The organism is Thermogemmatispora argillosa (assembly GCF_059696725.1).
In genome coordinates, this window is the sequence record NZ_AP019377.1 from 3,990,818 (window position 1) to 4,016,288 (window position 25,471).

Below are 25,471 nucleotides of genomic sequence, written 5' to 3' on the forward strand. Positions count from 1 at the left end.
GTGATGGACAACCAGGTCCAGCCTTACTACTGGATGGACAGCTTATAGGAGGCGGTTGAGGAGATCGGCCACGATGAAGATCACCAGATCGAGGGCCAGGAGAGCCAGCAGAGCGAAATCGATGTGGAGCGCTACAGAGGCAACTCCTTGCAGCAGCGCCTCATTAAAAACGAGCAGGTGGGTATACCAAAGCACGGCCAGCGTCAGCACGGCCAGCAGCAAAAGGCCCGTCAGGAGCCAGCGAGCGCCGCGCCAGTCCTGAGAGCTTGGCCAAAGCTCGGCAGTGATCGTCAGGATCAAATAGGGAGCAAAGAGCAGCGTCCACCAGGGCCAACCTGGCCGGATCAGCTGCAGGCGCACCTCCCAGATGTTGTAGCCCGTGGCCACCCAGTAAAGAAAGATGATCGCCCCGATACCTCCAAGCAGAGGAGCAATGGCACTGAGGCCATCGCCGATATGACTGATCAGACGGCCCGGTGGGCGCACATATTGCACCTCGCCGAGCTGCAGCGCTTGGGGCATGCCGCGCTGCAGCATACCATAAGGCCTTTCCTGTATTAATGGTTTAATGCGGAAAAGCGTAATTTTAGTAATGCGGAAGCCGAATGGCCTGAAAAGCAGCACAACGAAAGCGTGACAAAGTTCATGGAGAACGACGCCAGGGGCATTCATCCAGAACCAGATTAACAGGCCTCGCTCGCCGAACAAGCGGTAACCGATGCGATCGACGCGCTGGCGCAGAGCACGGCAGATCAGGCGGAGCAAGACAAAGAGCACAAAAACGCCGGCAATCAACAGCCAGGGTTCATAGGGCTTAATCTGAGCAGTCAGGGCAGGGTCCATGAGCATTGCCTCAGCGTCGGTCGACAGCGCGACGGCCTCTCATCACTATTGTAGGGAAGGATCTGTACAAGCGTCAATAGGGCCATGTTTTTCAGAGATCAGCGGCTTATCTCATCGGTTTCGGTCTCAAGCTCCTCATGCCCATATTCTTCCTCTGGCTCCTCCTGCAAACAAGGAGGAGTAGGAGGATAGCGGCGCTCATAGAAGAAGCCCCAGAGCGCGAAAAGCAAGATAGCCAACGACAACAAATAGATCACGCGATCGATGCCGAGCAAGTCGGTGGCTGCGCCCGTCAACAAGATGACCGGGATAGTCCCGGCATTATAGAGCATCAACTGCAGCGCCAGCACGCGGCCCTTAATCCACTCGGGGGTCTCCTCCTGGACGCGCGTCTGAGCCGGGATATTAATACAATCCAGAGCGATGCCGCCCAGAAACATAATCAAGGCAGCGCAGCCCAAGAAGAGAGGATGAGTATTCCAGCCTACTGGCTCCAGACTGCGCGCGACTAACGTTAACAATGGCAAAAGCAAAATGATCAGAGCAAAGCCCACGCAACCCAGCAAGATCGAGCGAGATATGCCCAGGCGACGGGTAATGCGGGGCATAAAGAGCGAGCCTAGTACCAGGCCGATTCCAGCGGGCGCGAAGACAAAGGCCAGCGTATCGGCGGGGAGCAAAAACAGCCTTGTGACCAGAGCGGTGGCCAGCTCGGCCACCAGAGACAACAGGATACCAGCGAACGATAGCTGCACCACAGCCAGCAGCAGTGGCTTATTCTGGCGAATAAAGAGCCAGCCTTGCCGCATCTCACTACCGATATTACCGAACAGACTCAGCGACTGCGTAGCCAGGTCCTCGCTGGAAGCGGCAGAGCGGCGCGGCGCATGCTGCTCAAAGGCGCGGGCGGGAATCAATAAGATCAGGCCAGCGCAGACCAGGTAGAGCAAGCCGATCAAGAAATAGAGCGTCTCCACGGGCTGCACAGTCAGAGAAAAGAGCTGGAAAGGAGAGAGCAGGCTCAGCACCAGCGGGGCGAAGATAATCATCCCTAGCGCCATAGAAGTCATAAAGGTGATATTGAAGAGCGCCAGAGCGGGCATCAGCTCATCCTCGTCGACCAGCAAAGGGATCGTCGAACTCTCGGCGGGTGTAAAGAACTGGCCGATACTCGAAATCAGGAACGTCAGCAAATAGGCGGGGATCAGTTGTCGCGAGTCGATCAGCAGCGAGATCACAAAGCCAAAGCTCGCAATAGCGCGCAAGCAGTTACTCCCCCAGAGAATCAGCCGCTTATCAAAGCGATCCACAAAGACCCCGGCGGGGGCGCTGAAGAGCAAAGCGGGCAAGCTGAAACTAATGATTGCCACGCCGACCAGCGTCGTTGACCCTGTGACCTCCTCAACCAGGACCATAATCGCATAATTGGAGGCATTGAGGATGGTCATTGAAATCAACTGAGCGAGCCAGAGGTAGACAAAATTTTTCTTCCTGAGAAGTGTCTTGAAGCCTCCCCCTTGCTTGGACCTGGCAACAGCCATAGCATCTCTCCCAAATGTGCTAGCTTCGAAGTGAATACGGAGCAGCGACCAAGACCGGGAGCGTAGCCATTGACCACGTAGGAACCCAAGCCGGCGCGGCGGTTGCCCCATTCCCGAGCCCGAGCCAGTGGCGGGCCTCTCTCCCGATCTCATTCCTGGGCATGTTGGCCCTGTCTCCGTCGAGCCTAGAAGGCCGCAGGCGCATTCGGATCAATGTCCGGCGGATTCAAAGGCGGCAGGCGCTCCTTTGTACGCCGCTCCACCTCCGAGCGAGGCAGAAGAACACGCCGACCGCAGGTTTCACAGCGTAGGCCGATATCGGCGCCCAGGCGCACCACCTGCCAGGTTGAGCCACCACACGGATGCGGCTTACGCAGGCGCAAGCGGTCCCCAAGCTCAAGATGCATGGGCATCCTGGACATAGCTGGACCCCCCCTCTACTGGTTCATCTCGTCCCGACTCGCGATAAAGCTGGTGCTGTGCAATATACGCCTCGACACTCTCTGGTGTTTGATACTTAATCGGACGGCCCTCAGCCACGCGCCGGCGCAGATCGCTCGCCGAAATGGAGAGAGAAGGCGCATTGACCACGCGCAGCCGTTCGCGGATGCCTGGCAGGCGCTTCTCCAGGGTTGCGAGCAGCTCTTCTGGCGGGCGATAGCCCGGGCGGCCTACCGCCACTAAGCAGTCAAGCTGCGCCAGGACGCCGGCGGCGTTGTACCAACTTGTAAACTCGGCCAGGCTATCGGCACCCAAAATAAAGGCGAAGTAGGCCCCTGGTCCCCAGCGCTCGCGCAACAGGCGCAACGTCTCCACCGTATAGGAGGGGCCAGGCCGCTCAAGCTCAATCTCGGAGACAGAGAAAGCTGGGTTAGAGGCGATGGCCAGCCGCAACATAGCGAGGCGATGCGCCGCCGGAGTGACCGGGCGGCCCGGCTTGTGGGGTGGCTGACCGGTAGGAATAAAGACCACCTCAGAGAGTGCCAGCGTTGCCCGGACCTCCTCAGCAATCACCAGGTGCCCATAGTGAATCGGGTCGAAGGTCCCTCCCAGCAAACCAATGCGCCTCACAGCTTGCGTCTGTCCCATAGGTGAAAGAAACTCCTCTCAGCAACAATTGTAGGCGGCGCGTCCACCTGGCTGAGCTCCTAAATGGCACCGGCAGATTCCTTGACCGTTAGCTCCGCCTCAGCAAAGGCACTGCGCAGGGCATGGAGCGCGTCCGCGATCACGCCGCTCTGGCCGTGCACGATCCAGAAACGAACCGTCAAGGTCACCGCCTCGCGTGTATAGCCACTGATAGTGGCCACTGGCTCCGGCTTGGGGATAATCTCATCAATCTCGCGCAGGATGCTCAGAATGCGTGCGGGCGTCTGCTCGCGATCGTACTGCTCCTGGGGCAGCGTTATGGTCAAGGTGACGCGGCGTTCGCCATAAAAGGTGTTGTTAATGACCGTCGTGCTAAAAATACGAGCATTTGGGATCGTCACTTCCTCGCCACTGACCAGGCGCACCTTGGTGGCACGGAGCTGCACATCCTCCACGCGCCCGGTGAGAGTACCGGCGGTGCCGCCCTCGATGCTGATCTCATCGCCGATGTGAAAAGGGCGCTCGACCAGAATATAGAAGCCCGCGACCAGGTCTTTCAAAATATCCTGGATGGCAAAAGTAAAGGTCACCGCAATGGTGCCCAAAATAGCCAGGGGCGTTTCGATCGAAAGATGCCAGAGGGCCAAAATCCAAAAGATGGCGATGCCCAGCACCACAAAGCTCAGCATGCGCCCGATCAGCGTCCGCGTGTTGATGTCGATGCGGTTTTCCGCCAGGTTGCGGATCGTAATCTTGCTGACCGTTCGACCGACGCCGATCCCGAGCACCAGAATGAAGGCGCTCAGAATGACAGTCCAGACATCCCCCATGTAGTTGGCCAGCTTCTCAATCGCCAAATTGCTGGCAATACCGTGCCATAGTTGCTGGACATTGCTAATGCTCCAGATGCTAATGACCACGACCACGCCAAGCGCCAGCATCAGCAAAATGACCATCACGCCCAGTGTCTCGACCAGCCAGTCATCCAGCACGGTCCTGCGTAGGCGCTCCACCAGCAGGCGACGTAAAAAAAAGCCCGCCGCTCCCGCGATCAGGAGAGTCAGGATCGAGTAGATTAGCTGTTGCACCTGGATTCCCATTGCACAACCCGCGTCCGGCTCCTTACCTGCCCTGAAACGAGCGTGTGATGTGTATTACTTCGTCGCAAATTATATCATACTCTTCCCTGGTTGCAGCAGGCAGCGCTCCGACCAGGGGCAGAGGTGGCCCGGCTGAGGCCTGGCCTGCGCTGTCGGCGGGGCTGGCAGTGTCAGGCCACTGGCCTGCAGGAGTGCGCTCAGCGTGCAGAGTGGAAAGCCGACCACATTCAGGTAACAGCCGGCGATGCGTTCGGGTAGCTGGAAATCTGGATTCTGAATGCCATAGGCGCCAGCCTTATCGAGTGGGTCACCGCTGGCAATATAGGCCTCAATCTCCTCATCGCTATAGGAGCGCATCAGCACCGGCGTCACACACTGGCCACTTCTGATCACTGCTGACCGCTGCTCCTCGCCTGCGGCCCCGCTCTCACTGGCCTCCTGACCCTGGCTGGGGACTGCCAGCGCGACCCCTGTGATGACCTGGTGCCAGCGCCCGCGCAGCCGTCGCAAGATTGCGCGGGCGTGGTCGGCATCATGTGGTTTCCCCTGTGAGACCCCGTCGAGGATGACCGTTGTGTCAGCGGTGACAACGAGGCAGCCAGCGGCTTCGGGGAGCGTCAGGGCGGCCTCGGCCTTGCGTTCGGCCAGCCAACGCCCAAGTTCCTCTGCCGGGCCAGTGTAGCCGCTCTCAAGCTGCTCCTCGTCAAGCGGAGGGACTGCCGTTTTGAAAGGCAGGCCCAGCTGAGCCATCAATTGGCGCCGGCGCGGCGAAGCCGATGCCAGCAGCACGACTGGTAACCGCTGTCTCCCTTCACAGCCCCTGTCGTTCATGCCTGCCTCTCCAGGATCGCGACACATTCAATGTGGCTGGTCTGAGGGAACATATCCAGCGGCTGAACTGAGAGCAGCCGATAAGTGGTCTGGCGCCGGCAGAGTAGTTGGAGATCACGCGCCAACGTTGATGGATCGCAGGAGACATAGACGATTCTCGTCACCGGATGCTGGTGCAGCGCCTCGAGCACCACCTCTTGGCAGCCGGCCCGTGGTGGGTCAAGTACCAGGCCATCAAGCTGGCCTGCCAGCGTCGGCAGCAAATGCTCCACCTTCCCTTTCAAGATCTCGACATTGCTGACATAGCGCAGGTTCCATTGGGCATCTTGAATGGCGCTCGGCGATTCCTCAATGGCGTAGACCTTCGCTGCATAGCGCGCCAGAAGCAGGGCAAAGGTGCCCACGCCGCAGTAGGCATCGGCAAGAACCGGTCGGCGTTCCGGCAGAGTAAGGGCCGGAGACGACTGGCGGTGCTCATGGCGGGTAGTGCCAGCGCTGAGAGCGCTCCTCTCCTGAAGCAGGCCCTCAATGACCAGGCGCGCCATCTTTTCGGCCTGAGCCGTGTTCGTCTGGAAAAACGAGCTGGGGCGAATGCGGAAGGTTTCTCCAGCGAGGCGCTCCTCAATAGCCTCGGTATGGACCTCGATGCCAGCCTGGCTTAACTCCTCGGCGACCTCTGGCGCCGGTGCCGGCTGAATGAGCACCTGACCGGTTGCTGTACCACAGCGAACCAGGACCTGAGGGCGCGGATTGGTGTGGCGCGCCAGCACTCCCAGGACAGCATTGATCTGCTCATGGGCGATTGGGCAGGTGCTCAGCGGCAACACGCGATGACTCCCGCGCGCGGTTAACCCCGGTTGTCCCTCGCGATTGACGGAGAAGCGCATGTGATTGCGATAGTGCCAGGGCACGTCACAGGGTTCGGTCGGGCGCACGATCTCATCTAGCTCTGAGGCAGCAAAGCCGCCGATCTCCTGCAGCCAGGCAATGACCACCTCACGTTTCCAGACAAGCTGAGCATCGTAGCGCATATGCTGTAGCTGACAGCCGCCACAGGTGCCAAAGACCGGGCATGGCGCGGGCACCCGCAGAGGAGAAGCCTCATGAATCGCGCTAATCCAAACGCGCGGTGGCAACTGCCGCCGCGCCCGCCGCGGCCGCTTGGAGGGGGCCAGCTCTTCAACGGCGATAGTCACGCGCTCGCCGGGCAGGCCGGCGGGCACCTCCACCACTCGCGACTGACCAATGGCCGTCTCGCCTGGCTCGCTCCTCGTATCCGCGACCGGAATCTCTGCCTGAGCCAAACCGGAGCGTGTCAGCGGTCCCAGAGTTACCGTATGGTAGGTCAGCGAACGCTCTCCCTCCATCATCGCTGTTTCCTGCGCTCATTCAACATCTCACGTGCCGCCTGTACACTGGGCAGACGCCGATCGAGGCGCTCGGCCTCTTCCAGGAAGCGCTGAGCCTGACGCAGCTCCCCCTGCTCGGCAAGGACCATTGCCAGAAGCGCGCGCAGATGGGCCGACTGAGGAAGCTGCTTCAAACCTTCCTCCAGCGCCGTCTGGGCCTCCTCAAAGCGCCGTTCCTCGATGGCCAGATCAACCAGCTCGCTATACGCCTGCAAATCGGCAGGGTTGTAGCGCAGAGCCCGCTGCAAGCTCTCGCGCGCCTCGGCCCGTCGACCAAGCGCGCGCTGGGTATGACTCAGAGCCAGCCAGATGCCTGGATAGTCGGGACTGAGCGAGGCGGCCCGCTCATAGTGCTGCAGCGCCTGCGGCTGGTCACCGCGTGCACTGGCGATCGTTCCTAGGGCAGCCTCGATAATGGTCTCCTCGGCGCGATTCGGGTTAAGGTCCCGCGCCTGAGCCAGCAGCGCTTCGGCCTCTTGCAAGACCTCTGGCGGTGGTAGAGGGGTTGCCCTATGTTGGAGTTTCATCTGCGCCAGCAATGCGTAGCCGAGCGCCGTCGGGCGCAAAGACAGGGACTCCTGCAGATGTTGCTCAGCCAGCTCGTCGAAGCGCTGACGACGCTCCTTCAATCCCTGCTGCTCGAAAAGAGTGGCCAGGCTATCCTCGGTCATGGCCAACTCCCGCAAGGCATCGGCGCGCCGGCCCGGAAAGCGCTGGGCGAGGCGCTCCAGATAGACCATCGCCCGCTCACCATTGCGCAGCGCGGCGGCATGGTTATAAGCATTCTCGACCACCTGCTGATCAAGCGAGAGGCGCACCATCAGGGCATCGTCATAGTGCATGGCCTGCGTTAGACGGCGTGTGACCTCCTCAAGCAGCACCTGCGGATCAGGACGATCCAGCAACGAGATGCTCTTCAGGAGAGCCTCGCGCTGCTGGGCTGAAATCTCGCGGACACGATCGTCGTGCTCCTTAATGCGCTGTTGCAGCTCAGGGATGGGCAGTCCCTGGGCGCGCGCCCCCTCATCGGTCATTGTATGAATGCGCCAGGCCTCTTCCTGGCGCAAGAGCGTGTAGCTTGTCCAAAACCAGTGGCGGCCCGTCTCCTTATTCACCGCCGTGCCCATCGCCATCTCCGGCAAAGTGCCACTCAGAGGGGTCTCGCTCAACTCAAGCGACCAGCCGATCTCGACCAGCTTGCGCGGGCCGCGGCTAGAGAGCGTACTGCCTGGCAGCCAGAGGCCGCTTTGTGGTTGCTCGCTCTCGGCCACAAAACTGACCGTCAGACGAGCAGGTTGGGCCTCATTGGCCCAGGCGCGGCGGCGTTCCACCCACTCATCGCGGCTTAATCCCTCACGCAAGGGACTCTGCGCTGTCAGCAGATCATAGGCCAGCCCGAAGTCGCCCAGTGACCAGGCGCCGATAAAGGTCAAAACCAGCTCTTCCGGGTCCAGGGTTGGCTGAATGAAAGTCTGGCCACGATCCTCGCCAGCCTCAGCCTCGGAGGCCTCCAGAATCAGCTGACGGATCAATGGCCAATGGTAGCGATAGCCTTCGGGTAGCTCCTGCTTGCGCCAGCGACTAACTGCCAGCGCCTCTTCCAGCAAGCGACGTCCCTCAGCTAGCGTACACTCACAAAAGCGAGCTTCCTCCAGACGAGCAGTTAGCTCATGGAGGCGTGACTCAACACGGCGTTTGCTGGCGCGCTCTACCTGGCAATCGCGTACCCCCTGCTGCCAGAAATCCAGCGAGAGGGCGATCAAGCGCGCCTCATCGTAGTCGTAGCCCTCTTCCCAACAAAGAAGAAGCTGGACTTCGCCCTGTTCGCGTGTCTGAGAGACCAGCCCCTTCCAGAAGCGCGGAGGATGGGACTGAAAAGCCGTCGGCTGTTCGCGCGGCGGTTGCCATTGAGGATAAATGCGGGCCCCTTCCAGGCGAATTAGCGAGCGTCTGGCCTCCTTCCGACACTCCTTCTCAGGGCTGTAATGGTAGAGTGCCTGCAGGAGATCGGCGGCGTCCTGCCCGCTCCAGCGCGCCCCGCCGGCTGATGAAAACGCCTCTGGCCTCTGCTCCTGGAGTAGCCCTGTTTCCGCAGCGGCCTGTGAAGTCTGGGCCAGCTCCCGTAGCAGAGCAAGCTGAACGCTGGCAGGCGCGGAAGTAATAGGAGCTAGAGCGGCCTCTACCTCCTGCTGACTCCGACTGCTGCGGAGCCGCTCGACCAGACCGGGGACCTGTACGAGCAGGTCCTGAAGGCGGGCCTGATCCTCTGCCGACACAGGGCCGGCGATATCTTTCTTACGTGCCATATGAGTAGTGTTCTGCTCCTCCCCTCGCGGCGACATACCTCTATCTCTGTTGGGAGGATTGTATCACGTCCGGGAGGGCAGCGTCGAGACCTCAGCTACTGACTGACAGCCAGACAGGCTAGCCCGCAGCTAGGCTGCGGGCGGTGTCAGACCGGCCCGGCCTGGCTAGCCCGTCTGCCGCTGCAACGGCAGAGCTGAGAACGTCTCGACGGCGGGCAGGCTCGCTAACACTCCTGGGCCGGTGCCTGCGGGCTGCAAAGCAGCCCGTCCACTCAGAGCGGGGAGAGGCCTCTGCTCACCTAACACAGAGAAAGACTCGCCGGAGCCGGAGCGCTGGATAGGGCGATGCTCGCGTCCCCGCGCGGCTGCCCTGCGCCGCAGGCGCGCCACCTGCAGCACAAAGAGAGGAAATGCCGCGCAGTAGAAGTAAGACGAGAGGCTGCGCCAGGCAAAGAAGAGAGGCACCACGGCCAGGAAGAAGGCCGCCTCTGGACGTGAGCGGCAGATCTGCCAGTACCAGACCAGGGCCGCAGCCATCGCTGTCAGCTCAAGCGCCAGATAAACCTTTTCAGGGAGATAGGGGATTAGATGCGTGGCGCTCAGATTAATAATACCGACCCCCAAGGGGAACATCGGATCGTTGAGGGGAGCCAGCACACCGGCCACAAAGGCGCCAGGATTCCAAACAATAAAGGGAAGATTCACCGCCAGAGCCGTCAAAGCTGCGATCCCCAGGCGCTTCACGGCCTCCCAAGGCTGATAGAGGCGCCAGACCATGATCAGATAGAAGGGAGTCGAGAACCAGGCAGGTTGCTTGGTAGCGATGGCCAGGCCCAGCAAAAGCGCTGAGAGCCAACCACGCTCACGCAGCAGCCAGGCCAACAGCAGCAGCAGGCAGCAAAAAATATCAAGATTGGCGCCCGTCGTCGAAGCCCACATGGGGACATTAGCCAGACCCAAGAGCAAGACCCAGGGGCGCAGCTCCTGGCGAGCTACACGCCAGGCGATGGCGACAATCAGCAGATAGCTCAATAAATACAGAGGGAGCACATTCACATCGCGTAAAGGAGAATGAAGGAGCACAAAAGGAACAAGGGTCAAGAAAGAGAGCGCGGGATAGCTGACCTTGCCTTCAAACTCAGGAGCTTGACCAGTTTTGAGCGCGGCGGAGAAAGCGGCCTCAAGCTCAGCATCCGAGGGATAGTCCAGGCGGTTAGCAAAGCGGCCCTGACGCAGGGGAGTGGTCCACTCAGGTTGGATCGCGAAGGTGCGCGCAATGCTCACAAAATTCGAATCGCTGTAGGGGTTACGTCCCGCGAGCAGAAGAGCAGCCGCATTGGTGTCCAGCGTCGTCCCGTCGTTAGTAAATTCAGGGGGGAGAAAACACAGCGCAATGCCGCGGCCCAGCTCTACCACTCCGACCAGGCTCGTCAACAAGATCAGAATCAGCGCGATACGCTGCCAGCGGCGCGGGAAAGGCTGATGCAATAGTCGCTGCTGTGGCCGGCGCGGTAGTGGGCGCAAAGCCATCAGCATGGCGGCAAAGCTCCCCAAAATTAACCCCAAAGGAATGAGCGAGCCGTAGGGGAGCAGATAAGGCATATAGAGACGATGATCAATCTCATTGAGCGCTTGCAGGATGAGGGCGAGGCCGATCCAAACGGCGCGCTCCTGCAGGGCGCGGACCATGTAATTGTCGGGGCTTTGATCCTCGGTAAAGAAGAAGCGTAACCAGCTGCGTCTGGCTGTGGTGGTGGCCTGCGTGGCCTGCTGCTCGCACGCCTCCAGGGACGGGGGCAGTAGGGATGGCTGCACCATAGCGTTCCACTTCCCTCCTGATACTGTTGTAAGGCAAGCCTGTTGTATACTCGTGCGTATGACAGGACCACTACCCAACCGGCACCGGGAACCTGTGGGAGACGGCCTGGTCTGCTCTCAGCTCTCGGGCCTGGCGCGCTGGCCATCCAATCGCACGATTGAGGCCGGGGCGGCCAGAGAGCAGGCGGGGCAGGGCTTTCTCTCTTGTTTCCCCAACCTGAGTCTTACAACGAAGAGGAAGAGCCGGGCGTCACAAATTGGCGTGGGGCTGCGGAAGCCATATTGTCTTGCAGAGATGCGCCAGTGGGCCAACCGTCATCTGTATGGAAGCTAGCAGAGAACAGGGGGACAAGTCAGACTAGAGGGGAAGACGATAATACAGCTCTCGGTGCTGCAGCTGAAAGCCGAGCGACTCATAGAGACGAATGGCCGGCTTATTCTCTTCCCAGACATGCAAATCAAGCGCCTCTAGCTGCTCCTGGTGACGGGCAAAGTCAATGATATACTGAAGCAGCCGGCGAGCCAGACCCCGCTGGCGATACTCTGGAAGCACTACCACCCGGCGAATATAGCCGGTGCGGCTCCCTTCGCTCCCATCGGCAGGCGGCAGCATCAGCTCAGCCTTGGCCACTGCCCGCCCTTCCAGCTCCCCGAGAAAAATCAGGCCGCGCTCGTGGGTTGAGGGATCAACCGAGCCAAAATACTTCTCTAACTCGCGATGGATATTGCGTGTGGGCGAGGTGCCGAAGCGGTCCAAGTATTCGATGCTCTCGATGTCCTCGGCGCGGGCCAGGCGAATCACAAAGGAAAGGGCGCGCTCCTCTACCATAGGTTACCTATGCGCACCAGCATTGCTCTCACGGCCTGGCTAGCGCTGGGTCTGCCTGGCCTTCCCGCTCTGCCGCTCCTGCTCATCTCCTGTCTTCTTGCGCGGCAGTAACAGAATAGAAACCAGAGCATAGCCTGCGCAGCCCAAGAGCATCAGTGCATAGATAACATCTTCTGTGCTTGTGCGATTCGCCAGTTGCCAAAGGCCCCACCAGAGAAAGGCCGCAAATACGAGAAACAGCAACACTGTGCTGAGAAGCGTCTTGCTCATCGTCTTACGTTCCTCACGTCAGGTAGTACTGACTGGGTGCTTGTCGTCGCCTGGCCGTGGCCGTTGCCCCAATGTTACAGGAGCAGGCGGGGCGGGCGCAGACGGGTACAAACCGGTCTCAGAAAAAAGTCCTGTGCACTCTGGGGTTGCTACCTTACGGACCGGTGCCCCTTATTGCTGCTAGCGTCTCAGAGTGGGCACATGCACCGCCAGTATATGGCCAATACTCGCTAGTATTGTAGCATATCCGTCCAGGGCGGTGCCAGCCAGTTGCCAAAGAGCCGGACCGCAGAAAAGGATGGACTAACGACGACAAGCCAGCAGGCGTAGAGCGCTCTCTTGGCCCTGTGCCAGGGCCAGATGCACTCGTCCGCCGGTGAAAGCATCGCCACTGAAGAAAAGCCCGTAAGGAGCGCTCGCGCTATGCACAGCCTCTGTATCCAGCAAGGTTGCAGGCTCGGGGAGTGCCAGGGGCCAGCGCTGAACGTCGTAGAAGTCCGGGGCTGGCAGTCGTTGCCCCAGCAGATCAGAGACCAGGGCAGTGGTCCTTTCGGCCAAGGCCTGGTCATCCCATGACCAATGGGCGCGGCTGTAGTCTGGGGCAAGTTGAACAATGAGTAATGTCCACTCGGGAGGGACACGCGCGGGACTCTTCTCCTCCTCGCGTGCCAGCCAGGAAATGGGGTGAGCTTTATCGCTATTGACGAGGGCATAGTAGGGCGTAGGCGGGAGCAAGCTCCGAGGCCAGGCCAGGGCCAGCGACAGTATGGGACGATAGCGGGCGTGGCCCAGCTCGGTGAGCAGCGTTTGCTGCAGAGGGCGTGGTAGCTCACTGGCAGCGATCAAAGCGGCGGCCTGCGGTGCAGGGGCTGTCACCAGCAGCTGAGAAGCCTCGGCGACGACCTCCCCCGTAGCGGAGAAGAGGCGCCAGCCCCGACCCAGATAAGCGCAGCGCGCGATCTCACTGCCTGTGTAGAGCGGCAGCCCGCGCGCCATCAGCTCAGCCAGGGTCAGCAGGCCACGTCGATAGGTCCAGCGCGGTATGGAATTCTGGCGAGGATCACCTTCGCGAATGTGGTTCTGGCAATCGAAGGTCCAAACTGGCTTGGCGATGGCAACCAGCTCGGGGGTGGCGAAGCGCTGCAGCAGCAATCTGTCGCTAGCGGGCGCCTGGCCGTGAATATACTGGGCGCCCGGATCAAAACAAAACCCCGAGCGCACACGCGTCGTGGCCCGACCTCCTACATGCTCCTCTCGCTCGTAGATTACCACTGACAGACCGTGATCACGTAGCACATGGGCCGCAGCCAGGCCCGAGACGCCTGCGCCGATCACAGCCACCTCGGCCTGTCTGGCTCTCTCTAGCTCTCTCGTTCTCTCCGGCTCGTTCTGCATATCTTGAAGATAAGTGCCGGCTTTCTTCCGGCAACCCTTTCCAGCGACGGACCGCTCATCAGCGTTGTGCCTCTTCGGCGAGCTGAGCCCCACGCTAGCACAACCTCAACCGTAGTGCTGTCCAGTTGCTCGCCTCATCCATTTAACGAGCCTGGGCCTGAGAAGTATTGCGGGTCGCTGCCTGATCATCGGCCTGCCCCGCGGCCTGGCTTTCGATCTGACGCAGCCAATTCTCTTTCCAGAGCTGAGAGCGTGCCAGCAGTTCCTCGGCGCTCTTCAGGGAAAACTCGCTAACGGTGCCGCCCATAATATGAGCAATCTCCCGTACCCGTTGCTCGGGGCGCAACTCATTCACGATTGTAATCGTGCGCTCGCCCAGGACCTGCTTATTGACATTGAAATGCAGGTCGGCAAAAGCTGCGATCTGCGGCAGATGGGTAACGCAGATCACCTGGTGGTTGCGGGTCAACATCCACAGCTTTTCTGCCACCACCTGACCGCTACGTCCACTAATGCCTGAATCGATCTCGTCGAAAATCAACGTTGGCGTAGCATCAGCCCTGGCCAGGATCGTCTTCAAAGCCAGCATCAGGCGGGAAGTCTCGCCGCCCGAAGCGATTTTTGTCAGAGGCTTCAGCGGCTCGCCCGGATTCGGAGCGATCAAGAACTGCACGCGATCGATGCCTGTAGCGTCGCAGGCATAAAGCGTCTCGGGCTGACCATCAATACTGGCCGGCACGCCATCGGGGTCAGGCTCCTGGAGAATCTCGACTGCGAAGCGAGCCCGCTTCATGTTCAAATCATCAAGCTGTTCTTCCATCGCGCTTGCCAGGCGAGCGGCGGCGGCGCGGCGGCGCTCCGACAGCTCTTGCGCGATGCGCCCGATCTCGCGGCGCAGCTCTTGATCCTTTTGCTCCAGTCGTCGAATATGCTCCTCGCGATTCACGATACGATCAAGCTCCTGACGATCCTCCTCAGCGCGCCTGAGAATCTCTTCGATGGTAGCACCATACTTCCGTTTCAGGCGAGCGATCAGATCGAGACGCTCTTCAATTTCGGCCAGGCGTGCTGGATCATCCTCGATATCGGCCTCATAGCTGCTGATCGCGGCAGCCACATCCTCCAGGCGATAGATGGCCTCCTCTAGATTGGCCTCCTGCTCAGCAAGGCTCTTATCGAAGCGCGCCAGCTCATTGAGAGCGCGGGAGGCGCTGCGCAGTAGATCAAGAGCCGACTGCGTAAAATCGCCGACCAGATCGGAGCCTTTAATCGCCCCATAGACCAGGGCACATAGCTCGCGCATACGCTCCGCATTACTCAGGACCTTCCGTTCGCGCTCCAGCTCCTCGATCTCGCCGGGCTGTAGCTCAGCCTTCTCGATTTCCTCGATTTCAAAGCGCAGGAACTCGGCGCGGCGGCTCTCATCGCGCTCGGTCTGCTGCAACTGCTGCAGATTCTTACGCACCGTACGCCACTCACTGACGCGGGCCGCCAACTGCTCGCGCAATGGCAGCAACTCGGCGTAGCGATCCAGAAAGTTGACATGCTGCTCCGGGCGCAGCAGACTCAAATGCTCGCTCTGGCCGTGGATATCGATCAGCCAACTGGCCACCTGCTGCAGCACGTGCTGAGAGACGGCCCGTCCGTTGATACGTGAAACCGTGCGTCCCGAGCGGAAAATGTCGCGGGAAAGGATCAGCGTCCCATCCTCGGGTTGGAGGCCATACTCCTGGAGCAAGCTAGCGAGGGCCAGGCGAGCATCCGCGCTGGCGAGATCGGTGCGCAGGCGTTCCAGGCGGCGGCTCTCAGCCTGCTCTATGGCTGCATAGAGCGTATCGCCGGGGGCGGCCTCTTCTTCCTCCTCTGCCGTGCGAGCCAGACTCTGGAAGCCATTGCTGTCAGGTGGCAGCAGCGTCTCCAGCGAAAAGACGCCCTCGACGCTGGCGCGCTCGCAGCCGGCGCGCACATACTCTGCACCGATCTTTCCTCCCAACAGGGCGCTGACGGCGTCAATGATAATGGATTTGCCTGCCCCTGTCTCACCGGTGAAAACGTTGAAGAGCCGATGGAAGGTGAGATGCAGATTGTCGATGATAGCGAAATCCTTAATATTCAGTTCAAGCAACATGGCACTGCACAGGCAACTTTCTCAACGGATGAATAAGGCGGGAGGCAACAGCGGGCCGGTGGATCGGACCGGCAGCCGGGCTGCCACCTGGCACCCGTTGCTAAAGGGAGTGCGGGCGAGCGCGCGCCTGGCATCAGAGGATAAGCGAGTGAGCGTACGAGCGATCCTACTCGTCATCTCTCAGCTTCGCATTGATGATCTGGTAAAAGTAGGTTGGCGGTCGGCGTCGCAGAAAGCGGGTCTCATAGCGGCTTTTCTGAACAGTGACCATAGCGCCATTGCGCACCTCGCGGTTCAATTGACCATCGGCAGAGAAGACACCGCTTTGCGAGCCGGTCACGATTTGCAGGCGCACGCAGGCATCGGGGTGAAGAATCAGCGAACGATCAGAAGCCAGGTGGGGGGCGATTGGCGTCAGGACCATACTCTGCACCTGCGGATGAAGCAGGGGTCCGCCGACGGCCAAATTATAGGCTGTTGAGCCGGTAGCCGTCGAGACAATCACCCCGTCGGCATAGGTCGTACTATAAAAATGATCGTCGATCCAGATACCTACCTGCACCACGCGGGGCCAAGTGCCGCGCGCGATCACAATGTCATTCAGCGCCAGAAACGTTTCGCTCTGTCCTTCCTGGTCCAGGGTGGCTGTGAGCATCGTGCGCGTATCCACCCAGACGGAATCATCTTTCTCTAGATAGTGTACAAGCTCGTAGGGAAGATCGCGGGGTTCCAGTTCCGTCAGAAAGCCGACGCGCCCGTACTTCACCCCGACGATGGGAATACCATCGGCGGCACAGAGGCGCGCGGCGTGCAAAATAGTCCCATCGCCGCCCAGCACGATAACCAGCTCGCAGCCTTGCAATAAGCCTTCGGGGGTTTCCTCTCCCTCCTCGCGGATATCGACACTACGGACCTCGTAGCCGCGGCGGCGCAGAAACGGCTCAATCTGGGCTGCAGCCTCTGCAGTGTGCTGTTTGCGGCCCTGGTAGAATATGGCAATGACCTTCACAGGTGGCTCCAGTCAGTCCGGTCGATCGCAATCGAGCGGACTCGATCGCGGTCGCTCGGGCAGGTCTGACGAAGAAAGCGCGCTTGTCTGCCGTCTCCACTGCCTTTTGACAAGGTAATGGTACGTCATCTAGATAGGCTTGTCAACCGTAATGCAGCCAGGCTCGGAGGGGCAAAAACCCCCTCCTGAGCCGCTTGAGCACAAACGGACAAATTTTCTAGAACGCTCGCTTGTCGATGCGCAGGCGGCTATACTCTGGCAGGCTGCCCTCACTGAGCGGCGTCAGAGTGAAGGCCACGCTACTGACGTTAGCCAGAGCCACACGCGGAAGCTGTTTCTCGATAGACTGAATAAACGAGGCCTTGCAGACGCTGGCAGGCTGATCGTTGGTAGCCACGCAGATGCCTGCTGTCAGATAATTAGCCACGCCCACAATGCTCTTTGCGATGGACGTGCTCGAATTAGTGATCTGAATCGCAATATCCTTCTGCGAAAGGCCGCTGAGCAGTCCCGGGTCGACCGTCTGACCCTGCGACATATAGATATTGGCAATGTCCAGGAATGGGAAGCCGCCGCTTGGGTTCAGCGCGTTCACCAGGTTTTGCTGCTCCTGGGTTGGCGTCTGCAGGGGTTGCTGATTGCGATCCTCGACCTCCAGCGGCACGAAATCAATATAGGAGCTAGTGTAGTTGCTGCCATAGAAGGTAAAGGTTGCCGTATCGGGATAGACATCGGTGCTGGAGGAGGTCGTCTCGGGTAAAGCACTGAAGTGGCCAAAGCGGCTCAGCGCTATCACCAGCGACCAGCGTTCTGCGGCGCAATAAGGGCAGAACTCTGCGCCCCAGTAGAAGACCTCGGGCTTGCCATTAGGACCGACCAGCCGCTCACGGTTTGTGACAGCCTGGAGAGGGTTCTTCTGGCCACCGGTCCCAATTTGGGACAAGAGATTGGTGTCAATGCTCGTCACCGTCTTCAGGACCTCGGGGTCAGTGCTGCCCCGTGCTCCGGAGCTGCTATGCTGCTGAGAGACGATGATGAAGCCGCCAATGATCGCCAGTACAACGACCAAAGCCCCGGCGACGATCAGCCAGCGTGTCCGTCCACTGACGCGCCGGCGCATATAGCGGCGTTGGGGCTGATGAGGGCTCGCGGGAGCGCTGGCTGGGCGAGCTGTGGATTCGGAACGTGCGGCGTTGCGCACGGTGGCTGTGCTGGCGGCGTTCTTAGCAGAGGCGCCCGCTGAACTCAGAGCAGCGCCGCTGCTCTGACTTCCCCCTGCCTTTGCTCCACTGGTGCCTTGAGGGCTGCGGCTCTGTAGCTGCGCCTGCGCCTGAATCTGCGCCCGCCGCTGGACAGCTGAGGAGCCACTGCCGCTATGTTTCTTGCGCTTTTTGGCCATGCTATTCGTTTCCTGTCAGGAATGGTTGAATGGCTGATCTTCTTTCTTAACTGAGGAGGTGCTCCGCTGCCGGGTATCGCCAGTTATTATAGCACGAGGTCTTTGAAGGGAACAGAGCACTGCTGCGGAGCCGGAGAGCAAGAGCAGCTCGACGTCGGACCTGGCAAGCCCGCTTTGTTGGGCAGTCAGGAGGCGAGGCGGGCCGGAAGCTCTCTTTAGTTTGTTTCTTCTCTTCGTTAGGAAGAGAGGTCAGAAGGAGCATGTTCCTCCGATCGCCTGGCGGCGCGGGTCTGGAGATATTCGCGAGCCAGCCAAAGGGCTTCTTCTTTCGAGTGGATGCGTTCTTCGGCGCGCGCCTCGGCGATAAGCTCTAGCAGCTCGCCGACCAGTGGGCCTGGCTGCAATCCCAGGCGGCGCATCAGCTCATGACCGGTCAACAGGCGCGTTGGTAAAAAGCGCTCGCGCTCATAGAGATAGCTGCGTAGCAGGAGAGCCACACAGGCAAGATGTGCCTCCCAGGCTCCGGCAGGGCGCAGCTGATAGCCGGGACCATAGGTGGCCAGATGATCGGCCAGCGAGAAGAGGGCAACATGCAGGCCTTGGACGCCCAGGTCGACAAAGTAGCGGCGGATCGCACGCGGCGTCACACCTTCCTGACGGGCAAGCTGACCCGGGCGCATATGGTGGAGCGTCACCAGCCGCACCAAATGGCGGTCATGGCTACTGGCGCTCAGGCGTTTCATAACGCCTTCGGCCAGCGGCACCCCAGCCTGCTGGTGGCCGTAGAAATGGCTTGTCCCCTGGTCATCGTAGCTCAAAGTGCCCGGTTTGCCAATATCATGCAACAGGGCCGCCAGCTTCAAGGCCGGCTTAGTCAGCTCTGGAAACGATAGCAGTCCCTGGCGGGTAGCCTCTGCTACCAGGGCCCGCAGTTGCGCCAGTTGCTCTGCCTGCTCAGAACCATGCAACAGCGGCTGACACCAGGCGGCACAGGATAGCTCATCGAGGGGAAGCGGCTCGCTTTGCAAGGTGCGAGCTACGGCCTCCAGCGCGCTCACGGTTTCTAGCGAGTGCTCGAAGACATCCCAGTAGTGAGGAGGCGGCTGCGGCATACCGCGGGCAGGCTCTAACTCTGGCACCAGTACGGTGAGCAGGCCATAGCGATCGAGCAGGCGCAGGCTGCGCGTCGTGTCCTCCAATTCAAGCAGCCTGTAAAGTTCACCAAGGAGGCGCTCGGCTACCTCGGTTGCCAGCAGCCCGGCATCGCGGCGCATGAGTGACTCCGTTGCTGGCTCGATCTGCAGCGAGTAGCGGCGCGCAAAACGGATTGCACGCAGGAGACGCACGGGCCGAGCACGAAAGGCTTCCGCATGAACAGCCCGCAGCAAGCCAGCTTGGGCATCGGCGAGGCCGCCGCAGGGGTCGATCCACGGCAGCGAGGTCAGGTCAGACGGAGCAGAGAGACGCAAAAGAGCCTCCAGAGGGAGGGCGAGGGCATTCACTGTAAAGTCGCGCTGGCGCAGATCCTCCTCAATACTGCCACCTGCTAACGGCGCCACGTCAAGAATCCACTCGCCTTGTGGCCTGCGCACCACCACTCGACTGGCCTTCTCATGCATATGCGCATAGTAGCCGCCCAAAGCATCAGCCAATTGGCGCGCCAGCTTTGGCGCCTCGCCGGCGACGACCAGGTCCCAATCGGCCGAGGGCGAACGCAAGAGCAGGTTGCGCAAAGCTCCTCCTACTAGATACACTTCCCTCTGGGACTGTGCTGCAAAGAAGCGCGCTACCTGCTGTAGTAACTCATAGGTTTCTTGCTCCAGGAAAGGCACCGACATCCCTCTCTGCTCATTGGATTGGGGTGGCGATGTCTGGGCACGAAAAAAGGAGCTTCTCCTCTTCCCGTCTGCAGCCACCTTTCCTACTCCTGCTAGACAAGAGGTTATACATATTTTATGCTAACATACAGTTGTGGCAGTTGCAACCATTAGCCTGCGGTACATCTACATATGAGAGTTCTCGGAAGGGGCGAGCATGGGAACCACAGATCTAGCATCACCGGGCAGCTTCAAAGCTGATCTCTATGCCCTGCATCTGCGCTTACGGCCATTGCAGCCAGGGACCCTAATGCCGTTCTCAGGCGAATTGGTGCATGGGGCCTGGCTGGAATGGCTGCGTGGTGCGGCCCCTGATGTCTCCGCGCGCCTTCACGAGGGAAACAAACGTCGTCTCTTCACCTGTTCTAGTTTGCAATTTCCGCTGCCACCGGCCCAGGTGCGAGAGGCGGAGCGCCATAACCGGCATCTTCCCCTTAGCCCAGAGAAGACCTATACGGTGCGTATCACCTTGCTGCTCGGGGAGCTATTTCCGCACTTCTACAGAGCGTTGGTGCATTTTGATCGCGTAAGTGGCAATATGAGACGCTCGCCTTTTATGCAAATTGGCCGCCAGGTCTTTCTGCTCGAAGAGGTCATCGCCAGCCCAGACGACCCCTCGCGCTGGACGGGCTTCACCACCTTCCGCGAGCTGGCCCAGCAGGCGGCCTCCTTATCGCCAGCGCGCTGTGAGCGTCTGACCCTCGAATTCGATTCACTCACAACCTTCAACTGGATTAACACACGCAACAAAGTCTATGGAAACTATTATGCCCTCCTGCCCCTACCTCGCTATCTTTTCCCCGGTCTTGCCAAGCGCTGGCAAGAGCTTGTCTCGCAAGAGCCGGAGGCGCGCGAGCTGGCCGCGCTGATCCAACCGGAACTGATCGAAGAGTATATTCTTGACGATGGCATTATTATCGACGACTATGATCTAAGGCCACATCAGGTGCATTTCTCTACCCATGTTCAACCCGGCTTTATCGGGCGCTGTGTCTATCGGCTGCGGGGGCCTGATCCCCTGCCGGCGCCTGCTCAATCGTCCTCGTCGGCAGCGGTACCATGCCTGACAGTGCGCCAACAGCTCTGGCTGCTAGCCTATCTGGCCTTCTACTGCGGCGTAGGGTACAAAACGCCTATGGGCATGGGGCGAGTGCGCCCTCTATAGGAGAAGAAGCATTATTGTAGAAAGTGAGTGAGGTCGTGATGCCCCTCGCGAAAGGCAGCCCAGCCAGTGGGAGGGAGGGCTACCGTGCTGCAGAGGTGGCTTACTCTCTCCACGCTTTCTATGCTACCATTTATATAGCCGCGCCGCGGCCCGAGTTGAGCGCGGCGGCGCCCGAAGCGTCGAGCGAGAGATGCGTGTCAAGCGCGTATTCACGAAAAGTACAGTTACCGCCGCAGGAACGCATGGACAATGAGCCAGAGCTACGGTGTATTACGGGTGGTGCGCATGCCCCACCCTCAACCCTCAACGGCGCGGGGCTGGTCCATACGCGCGCGCGCTCCTCTCGCCTGGTTGCCTGACGAGCGGCTAGTACATCTGGTAACGCGGCGTGAAACCAGCATTGGGCGGGCCCTCAGCAATGACATCGTCTTGATGGACCTCTCGGTTTCGCGGGAGCATGCGCGGCTCATCCTCGACAATGATGGCTGCTGGTACATCATCAATCTCGCGCCCCACAACGTAGTCTGGGTCAATGGGCAGCCCATTCCCTCCCATGTACCTTTTCCCCTGCGATCGCAGGACATCATTGTCCTGGGCAGCACTATGCTCCAGTTTCTGGCGCCTCACGGGGCCGGTCTACAGAGCGAAGAGCAGACGGAGCCGAGGCCGACAAGCTCTGCTGAACAGAGCACGCAACTACTGCCCAGGGCCCAATCGCCAGCAATCTTACCGGCGCCAGCTCATCCCCAGCCTCTGCCGGCCACTCTCCTGCCGGGCCAGCCTGGCGCTGCGGCCTGTGCCTCCTGGGAGGAGGCCGAAAGCGAGGACGAGAACCTGCTTGGGGCGGGAGTCACCATGCAGTTTGCCCTCTCGCCGCGGCTCGGGCGGCGTATGCGTTGGCTCATGGTCGGTGTAGGCCTCGGCGTTCTAGTCATCTGTGCCCTCATTACCCTTATTCTTAATAGTTTTATTGGCATTAATGCCCTCGCGCAGAACGGCGCTTCCGGTTTGCTGGCTGCTCTCACTATCCCGCTCATTCCTGCGCTCGGCACCCTCTTGCTAGTGAATTTCATCGATCGCTTCGAGCGCGAGCCGTGGTATCTCCGTCTGGCTACCTTTCTCTGGGGCATGGTGATCGCCATCCCTACGGCTTTCTTTATTGAGCGCTTCATCGATGGCGTCATCATGAACCTGTTAGAACCAGGCGCGAGTACGATCTTACGCTCGGCTCTTCAGGGCCTCAACGCCGGCTTTACAGAAGAGACCATCAAAGGTCTGGGCCTCCTGCTCCTCTTTCTGGTCCTGCGCGATCAGTTCGACAACATCACGGATGGTATTGTCTACTCGGCCATGATTGGAGCCGGCTTCGCTCTCGTCGAGAACTTCAGCTATTTCGCCAGTGGCTACCGTAACTCCCTGGTCTTTCTGATTATCTACCGCGTTGTGCTGGGCTGGCTGGGGCATCCCACATTCACCGCCTGCTTTGGCTCGATGCTAGGCTACACGCGTCACACGCGCTCACGCTGGCAACAGGTGATCACGCCTTTGCTGGGCTACGTCATGGCCGTCATGCTGCACAGCTTTTTCGATTTTGTCGATATTCAGGCTGGTGCTGCGGTCCAGGCTGATCCTGGCAACACACATGTGGCCATGCTGGCTCTGGTGGCCATCATCTGCGATTATATTCCGCCATTTATCGCGCAAATGCTCCTGCTTTACTTGCTGATCCGCTCGCTGGCGCAAGAGGCGGCCATTATCCGTGAATTCCTGGCCTCTGAGGTGAGTAACGGCGTCGTCACAGTCGATGAGTACGCCCTGCTCCAGCACTCCTTCCAACGTACCCGCCAGGAGCGTCAGGCCTTGTGGCAGTACGGTTTCAAGCACTGGTTGCGGGTCAAAGCTCTCTATCAGACAGAAATCGGCCTGGCTTTTCGCAAGTGGCACGTGAGCATGGGCGATGGCCAAAAAAACGGTTATCTGCGGCAGCCAGAGGATGTCTATCGCGAGCGCATTCGCCGCTTGCGGCAAGAAATTCGGGCATATGAGGAGCAGGCGCGAGCGAAGCGACGAGCGACCTGAGCCGTCTATTCTCGCCACAGAGCGCTTTGTGGTACACTTATGGAGGCAGGCGCGTCCATCACCACGACCGGGCAGACCGACAGGCCTCTTTAGTCTGCGCCTTGCTGGTCGCTGGCGATGCCCGTTGTCGGCCACCACAGAGACAGGAGACAGACGAGACGCTCCCTCCCTCGTCAGGCAGGGATCAAGCGATCACAATGCGGAGGAGTATCCCAGAAGATCATGAGCGAAGCGGAGCGGGCTGACCTGCTGTTACAGATCTATTATTATATGCGCCTTACCCGCGCTATGGAGGATCGCACGCGCACGCTCTTTCTCCAAGGGCGCATTGTTGGCGGGGTCTATACAGCGCAGGGGCATGAGGCGACAACCGTCGGGGCGGCGATGACGCTGCGCGATGGGGACTGCATTGTACCGCAGCACCGGGATCTGGGCATGCATCTGGTACGGGGAGTCTCGCCACGCGCTGTCATGTGCCAGTGGTTGGCACGCGGCAACGCTCCGACGCTGGGACGCGACGGCCAATTGCACATTGGCGATATGCATCATGGGGTTGTCCCGATGATCAGTATGTTGGGCGAGTCGCTGCCAGTGGCCTGCGGTGTCGCCCTGGTCATGAAAATGCGGCGCCGTGCGACGGTGGTACTGGCCACCTGTGGCGATGGGGCGACCAGTACCGGGGCCTTTCATGAGGCGCTGAATTTCGCTGCAGTGCAGCGCTTGCCCGTGGTCTTTGTGATCGAGAACAACGGCTATGCCTATTCGACGCCGACCACCAAACAGTTTGCCATCGAGCAGCTATCGCAGCGGGCCTTAGCCTATGGCATGCCGGGCGAGAGCGTCGATGGCAATGATGTCCTGGCGGTGATGGAGGTAGTCGGGCGGGCAGTGGCCCATGCGCGCAGTGGTCGCGGGCCCGCGCTCGTCGAGTGCCGTACTTTCCGCGTCCGTGGCCACTCCGAAGCCGATAAGGCCGACTATGTGCCATCAGCCCTGCGCGAAGAGTGGCTCGCCAGAGATCCGATCAAGCGCTTTGAGGAATATTTGACTGCTCAAGGGCTGCTGACTGCGGAGCGCCGCCGCGAGATTGAAAGCCGGGTACGGGCCGTAGTTGATGATGCGGTGGCCTTTGCTGAGGCCAGTCCGCCGCCTGATCCGGCGACCGTCGCTGACTATGTCTTTGCTCCCGATGGCCCGATCGCGATCGTGGGCGAGCCGGGCGCGACCGATCCGCGCTATGTGAATGCCTTGGATACGCGCACTGGTCGGCCTTTCTGCACGATGAGTCAGGTAGAGGAGGCTGTTACTCGGCTATGACTGCGGTAACCTATCTGGAGGCAATTAGCCAGGCGATCCGGGAGGAGATGCGGCGCGATGAGTCGGTCTTCCTCCTCGGCGAGGATGTGGGTACCTACGGCGGGGCCTTCAAGGTAAGCGCCGGGTTCCTGGAGGAGTTTGGCCCGGAGCGCGTGATCGATACGCCGATGTCTGAGACAGCGATCATTGGCTCGGCGGTGGGGGCTGCTCTGATGGGCATGCGACCAATCGCTGAGATGCAGTATATCGACTTTATTACTTGCGGCTTCGATCAGATTGTCAATATGGCCTGTAAGATGTACTGGCGCTCCGGTATTCCCTTGCCGCTGGTGATCCGGGGTCCCACCGGAGGCGGAACGCATGGCGGCCCGTTCCACTCGGCCAGTCCTGAAGCCTGGTTCTTTCATACGCCCGGGATCAAGGTGGTCATGCCTGCCACGACCTATGATGCTAAGGGCCTGCTGAAAGCTGCCATTCGCGATAATAATCCTGTGCTCTATCTGGAGCATAAACTGCTCTATCGACTGCCGGAGCTACGGGAGGAGCTGCCTGCTGAGGACTACATTGTGCCGCTCGGAAAGGCCATTATTCGCCGCCACGGTCGCCATATGACGATGCTGACCTATGGGGCGATGGTTCATCAGTGCCTGAAGGCTGCCGAGCAGCTCGCCGCTGAGGATGGTTTGGCGGTCGAGGTCGTTGATCTGCGCAGTCTGACGCCTCTCGATCGCGAGACGATCAAGGAATCGGTCAAGCGCACGAATAAGGTGCTGATTGTCCATGAGGATACCCTGACTGGCGGTGTGGGGGCTGAGCTAGCGGCTCTTCTGGCCGAGGAGCTATTTGACTATCTCGATGGTCCGATTATGCGCGTAGCCGCGCCGGATGCTCCCTATCCCTATGCTCCAGCTTTGGAGATGGCCTATTTACCGGGTGTAGAGCGTATCGTAGCCGTGGCGCGTCAGCTCGCTGCCTACTAGTGGTAGAGGAGCGATGCTCCTACCTGAAGGGAGATCATCAACGGCACAGGTTGCCAGGGGGCTAACGAGCAAACAGCCGGGAGGCA

Annotated in this window: 20 protein-coding genes; 4 read left to right on the forward strand and 16 right to left on the reverse strand. The window is 60.0% G+C overall.

Annotated elements, in window-relative coordinates; all coding sequences use genetic code 11:
* Positions 1–42: 42 nt before the first annotated feature.
* The 16 genes from AC6H1L_RS15520 to AC6H1L_RS15595 form a co-directional block, all read right to left on the reverse strand.
* On the reverse strand, positions 43–849 hold the full coding sequence (locus AC6H1L_RS15520) for a hypothetical protein (protein WP_497598393.1): 807 nt from the start codon (positions 847–849) through the stop codon (positions 43–45).
* A gap of 92 nt (positions 850–941) precedes the next feature.
* The gene (locus tag AC6H1L_RS15525) at positions 942–2,291 is read right to left on the reverse strand and encodes an MFS transporter (RefSeq protein ID WP_497601556.1); all 1,350 of its coding nucleotides are present in this window, start codon (positions 2,289–2,291) and stop codon (positions 942–944) included.
* 278 nt (positions 2,292–2,569) lie between these two features.
* Positions 2,570–2,797 carry a DUF951 domain-containing protein gene (locus tag AC6H1L_RS15530; protein ID WP_497598394.1) on the reverse strand — a complete coding sequence of 76 codons (228 nt, stop codon included), beginning with the start codon at positions 2,795–2,797 and terminating at the stop codon, positions 2,570–2,572.
* The gene (gene nadD / locus AC6H1L_RS15535) at positions 2,781–3,473 is read right to left on the reverse strand and encodes a nicotinate-nucleotide adenylyltransferase (protein ID WP_497598395.1); all 693 of its coding nucleotides are present in this window, start codon (positions 3,471–3,473) and stop codon (positions 2,781–2,783) included. The genes AC6H1L_RS15530 and nadD overlap by 17 nt, the downstream gene beginning before the upstream one ends.
* Before the next feature lie 59 nt (positions 3,474–3,532).
* Entirely contained in the window at positions 3,533–4,573 is a 1,041-nt protein-coding gene (locus AC6H1L_RS15540) for a mechanosensitive ion channel family protein (protein WP_497598396.1), read from the reverse strand.
* A gap of 69 nt (positions 4,574–4,642) precedes the next feature.
* A complete protein-coding gene (locus AC6H1L_RS15545; RefSeq protein WP_497598397.1) occupies positions 4,643–5,404 on the reverse strand; it encodes a Maf family protein in 762 nt (253 codons plus the stop codon).
* A complete protein-coding gene (locus AC6H1L_RS15550) occupies positions 5,401–6,774 on the reverse strand; it encodes a class I SAM-dependent RNA methyltransferase (RefSeq protein ID WP_497598398.1) in 1,374 nt (457 codons plus the stop codon). Before AC6H1L_RS15550 ends, AC6H1L_RS15545 begins: the two co-directional genes overlap by 4 nt.
* Positions 6,771–9,119 (reverse strand): tetratricopeptide repeat protein, encoded by a 2,349-nt coding sequence (locus tag AC6H1L_RS15555; protein ID WP_497598399.1) that lies wholly within the window; start codon positions 9,117–9,119, stop codon positions 6,771–6,773. Before AC6H1L_RS15555 ends, AC6H1L_RS15550 begins: the two co-directional genes overlap by 4 nt.
* 165 nt (positions 9,120–9,284) lie before the next feature.
* Positions 9,285–10,937 (reverse strand): hypothetical protein, encoded by a 1,653-nt coding sequence (locus tag AC6H1L_RS15560; RefSeq protein WP_497598400.1) that lies wholly within the window; start codon positions 10,935–10,937, stop codon positions 9,285–9,287.
* A gap of 358 nt (positions 10,938–11,295) precedes the next feature.
* Positions 11,296–11,766, reverse strand: coding sequence for a GNAT family N-acetyltransferase (locus AC6H1L_RS15565; RefSeq protein WP_497598401.1), 471 nt, complete (start codon positions 11,764–11,766; stop codon positions 11,296–11,298).
* Between the two features lie 39 nt (positions 11,767–11,805).
* Positions 11,806–12,036 carry a hypothetical protein gene (locus AC6H1L_RS15570; RefSeq protein WP_497598402.1) on the reverse strand — a complete coding sequence of 77 codons (231 nt, stop codon included), beginning with the start codon at positions 12,034–12,036 and terminating at the stop codon, positions 11,806–11,808.
* A 303-nt stretch (positions 12,037–12,339) separates the two neighbouring features.
* Positions 12,340–13,431 (reverse strand): NAD(P)/FAD-dependent oxidoreductase, encoded by a 1,092-nt coding sequence (locus AC6H1L_RS15575; protein WP_497598403.1) that lies wholly within the window; start codon positions 13,429–13,431, stop codon positions 12,340–12,342.
* 142 nt (positions 13,432–13,573) lie between these two features.
* Complete coding sequence (recN, locus tag AC6H1L_RS15580; RefSeq protein WP_497598404.1) at positions 13,574–15,559, reverse strand: DNA repair protein RecN; 1,986 nt, start codon at positions 15,557–15,559, stop codon at positions 13,574–13,576.
* 166 nt (positions 15,560–15,725) lie between these two features.
* Positions 15,726–16,568: an NAD(+)/NADH kinase gene (locus AC6H1L_RS15585; protein WP_497598405.1), complete on the reverse strand. Its 843-nt coding sequence runs from the start codon at positions 16,566–16,568 to the stop codon at positions 15,726–15,728.
* A gap of 217 nt (positions 16,569–16,785) precedes the next feature.
* Positions 16,786–17,967 carry a DUF929 family protein gene (locus tag AC6H1L_RS15590; RefSeq protein ID WP_497598406.1) on the reverse strand — a complete coding sequence of 394 codons (1,182 nt, stop codon included), beginning with the start codon at positions 17,965–17,967 and terminating at the stop codon, positions 16,786–16,788.
* A 236-nt stretch (positions 17,968–18,203) separates the two neighbouring features.
* Positions 18,204–19,805 (reverse strand): tRNA nucleotidyltransferase/poly(A) polymerase-related protein, encoded by a 1,602-nt coding sequence (locus AC6H1L_RS15595; protein WP_497598407.1) that lies wholly within the window; start codon positions 19,803–19,805, stop codon positions 18,204–18,206.
* 196 nt (positions 19,806–20,001) lie between these two features.
* On the opposite strand from AC6H1L_RS15595, the gene cas6 reads away from it, so the two are divergent.
* The 4 genes from cas6 (at position 20,002) to AC6H1L_RS15615 (ending at position 25,385) form a co-directional block, all read left to right on the forward strand.
* On the forward strand, positions 20,002–21,009 hold the full coding sequence (gene cas6, locus AC6H1L_RS15600) for a CRISPR system precrRNA processing endoribonuclease RAMP protein Cas6 (protein ID WP_497598408.1): 1,008 nt from the start codon (positions 20,002–20,004) through the stop codon (positions 21,007–21,009).
* 249 nt (positions 21,010–21,258) lie between these two features.
* Positions 21,259–23,088, forward strand: coding sequence for a PrsW family glutamic-type intramembrane protease (locus AC6H1L_RS15605; protein ID WP_497598409.1), 1,830 nt, complete (start codon positions 21,259–21,261; stop codon positions 23,086–23,088).
* 222 nt (positions 23,089–23,310) lie between these two features.
* A complete protein-coding gene (locus AC6H1L_RS15610) occupies positions 23,311–24,405 on the forward strand; it encodes a thiamine pyrophosphate-dependent dehydrogenase E1 component subunit alpha (protein WP_497598410.1) in 1,095 nt (364 codons plus the stop codon).
* Positions 24,402–25,385 (forward strand): alpha-ketoacid dehydrogenase subunit beta, encoded by a 984-nt coding sequence (locus tag AC6H1L_RS15615; RefSeq protein ID WP_497598411.1) that lies wholly within the window; start codon positions 24,402–24,404, stop codon positions 25,383–25,385. The genes AC6H1L_RS15610 and AC6H1L_RS15615 overlap by 4 nt, the downstream gene beginning before the upstream one ends.
* Positions 25,386–25,471 lie beyond the last annotated feature (86 nt).

What these genes read in the sequence shown, in the direction of transcription:
- AC6H1L_RS15530 (WP_497598394.1), bottom strand. Translation starts at nt 2,797, where the DNA reads ATGCCCATGCATCTTGAGCTTGGGGACCGCTTGCGCCTGCGTAAGCCG.
- AC6H1L_RS15520 (WP_497598393.1), bottom strand. Translation starts at nt 849, where the DNA reads ATGCTCATGGACCCTGCCCTGACTGCTCAGATTAAGCCCTATGAACCC.
- AC6H1L_RS15525 (WP_497601556.1), bottom strand. Translation starts at nt 2,291, where the DNA reads ATGACCATCCTCAATGCCTCCAATTATGCGATTATGGTCCTGGTTGAG.
- AC6H1L_RS15540 (WP_497598396.1), bottom strand. Translation starts at nt 4,573, where the DNA reads ATGGGAATCCAGGTGCAACAGCTAATCTACTCGATCCTGACTCTCCTG.
- AC6H1L_RS15590 (WP_497598406.1), bottom strand. Translation starts at nt 17,967, where the DNA reads ATGGCCAAAAAGCGCAAGAAACATAGCGGCAGTGGCTCCTCAGCTGTC.
- AC6H1L_RS15605 (WP_497598409.1), top strand. Translation starts at nt 21,259, where the DNA reads ATGAGCCAGAGCTACGGTGTATTACGGGTGGTGCGCATGCCCCACCCT.
- recN (WP_497598404.1), bottom strand. Translation starts at nt 15,559, where the DNA reads ATGTTGCTTGAACTGAATATTAAGGATTTCGCTATCATCGACAATCTG.
- AC6H1L_RS15610 (WP_497598410.1), top strand. Translation starts at nt 23,311, where the DNA reads ATGAGCGAAGCGGAGCGGGCTGACCTGCTGTTACAGATCTATTATTAT.
- AC6H1L_RS15575 (WP_497598403.1), bottom strand. Translation starts at nt 13,431, where the DNA reads ATGCAGAACGAGCCGGAGAGAACGAGAGAGCTAGAGAGAGCCAGACAG.
- nadD (WP_497598395.1), bottom strand. Translation starts at nt 3,473, where the DNA reads ATGGGACAGACGCAAGCTGTGAGGCGCATTGGTTTGCTGGGAGGGACC.
- AC6H1L_RS15570 (WP_497598402.1), bottom strand. Translation starts at nt 12,036, where the DNA reads ATGAGCAAGACGCTTCTCAGCACAGTGTTGCTGTTTCTCGTATTTGCG.
- AC6H1L_RS15545 (WP_497598397.1), bottom strand. Translation starts at nt 5,404, where the DNA reads ATGAACGACAGGGGCTGTGAAGGGAGACAGCGGTTACCAGTCGTGCTG.
- AC6H1L_RS15615 (WP_497598411.1), top strand. Translation starts at nt 24,402, where the DNA reads ATGACTGCGGTAACCTATCTGGAGGCAATTAGCCAGGCGATCCGGGAG.
- AC6H1L_RS15560 (WP_497598400.1), bottom strand. Translation starts at nt 10,937, where the DNA reads ATGGTGCAGCCATCCCTACTGCCCCCGTCCCTGGAGGCGTGCGAGCAG.
- AC6H1L_RS15565 (WP_497598401.1), bottom strand. Translation starts at nt 11,766, where the DNA reads ATGGTAGAGGAGCGCGCCCTTTCCTTTGTGATTCGCCTGGCCCGCGCC.
- AC6H1L_RS15555 (WP_497598399.1), bottom strand. Translation starts at nt 9,119, where the DNA reads ATGGCACGTAAGAAAGATATCGCCGGCCCTGTGTCGGCAGAGGATCAG.
- AC6H1L_RS15550 (WP_497598398.1), bottom strand. Translation starts at nt 6,774, where the DNA reads ATGATGGAGGGAGAGCGTTCGCTGACCTACCATACGGTAACTCTGGGA.
- cas6 (WP_497598408.1), top strand. Translation starts at nt 20,002, where the DNA reads ATGGGAACCACAGATCTAGCATCACCGGGCAGCTTCAAAGCTGATCTC.
- AC6H1L_RS15595 (WP_497598407.1), bottom strand. Translation starts at nt 19,805, where the DNA reads ATGTCGGTGCCTTTCCTGGAGCAAGAAACCTATGAGTTACTACAGCAG.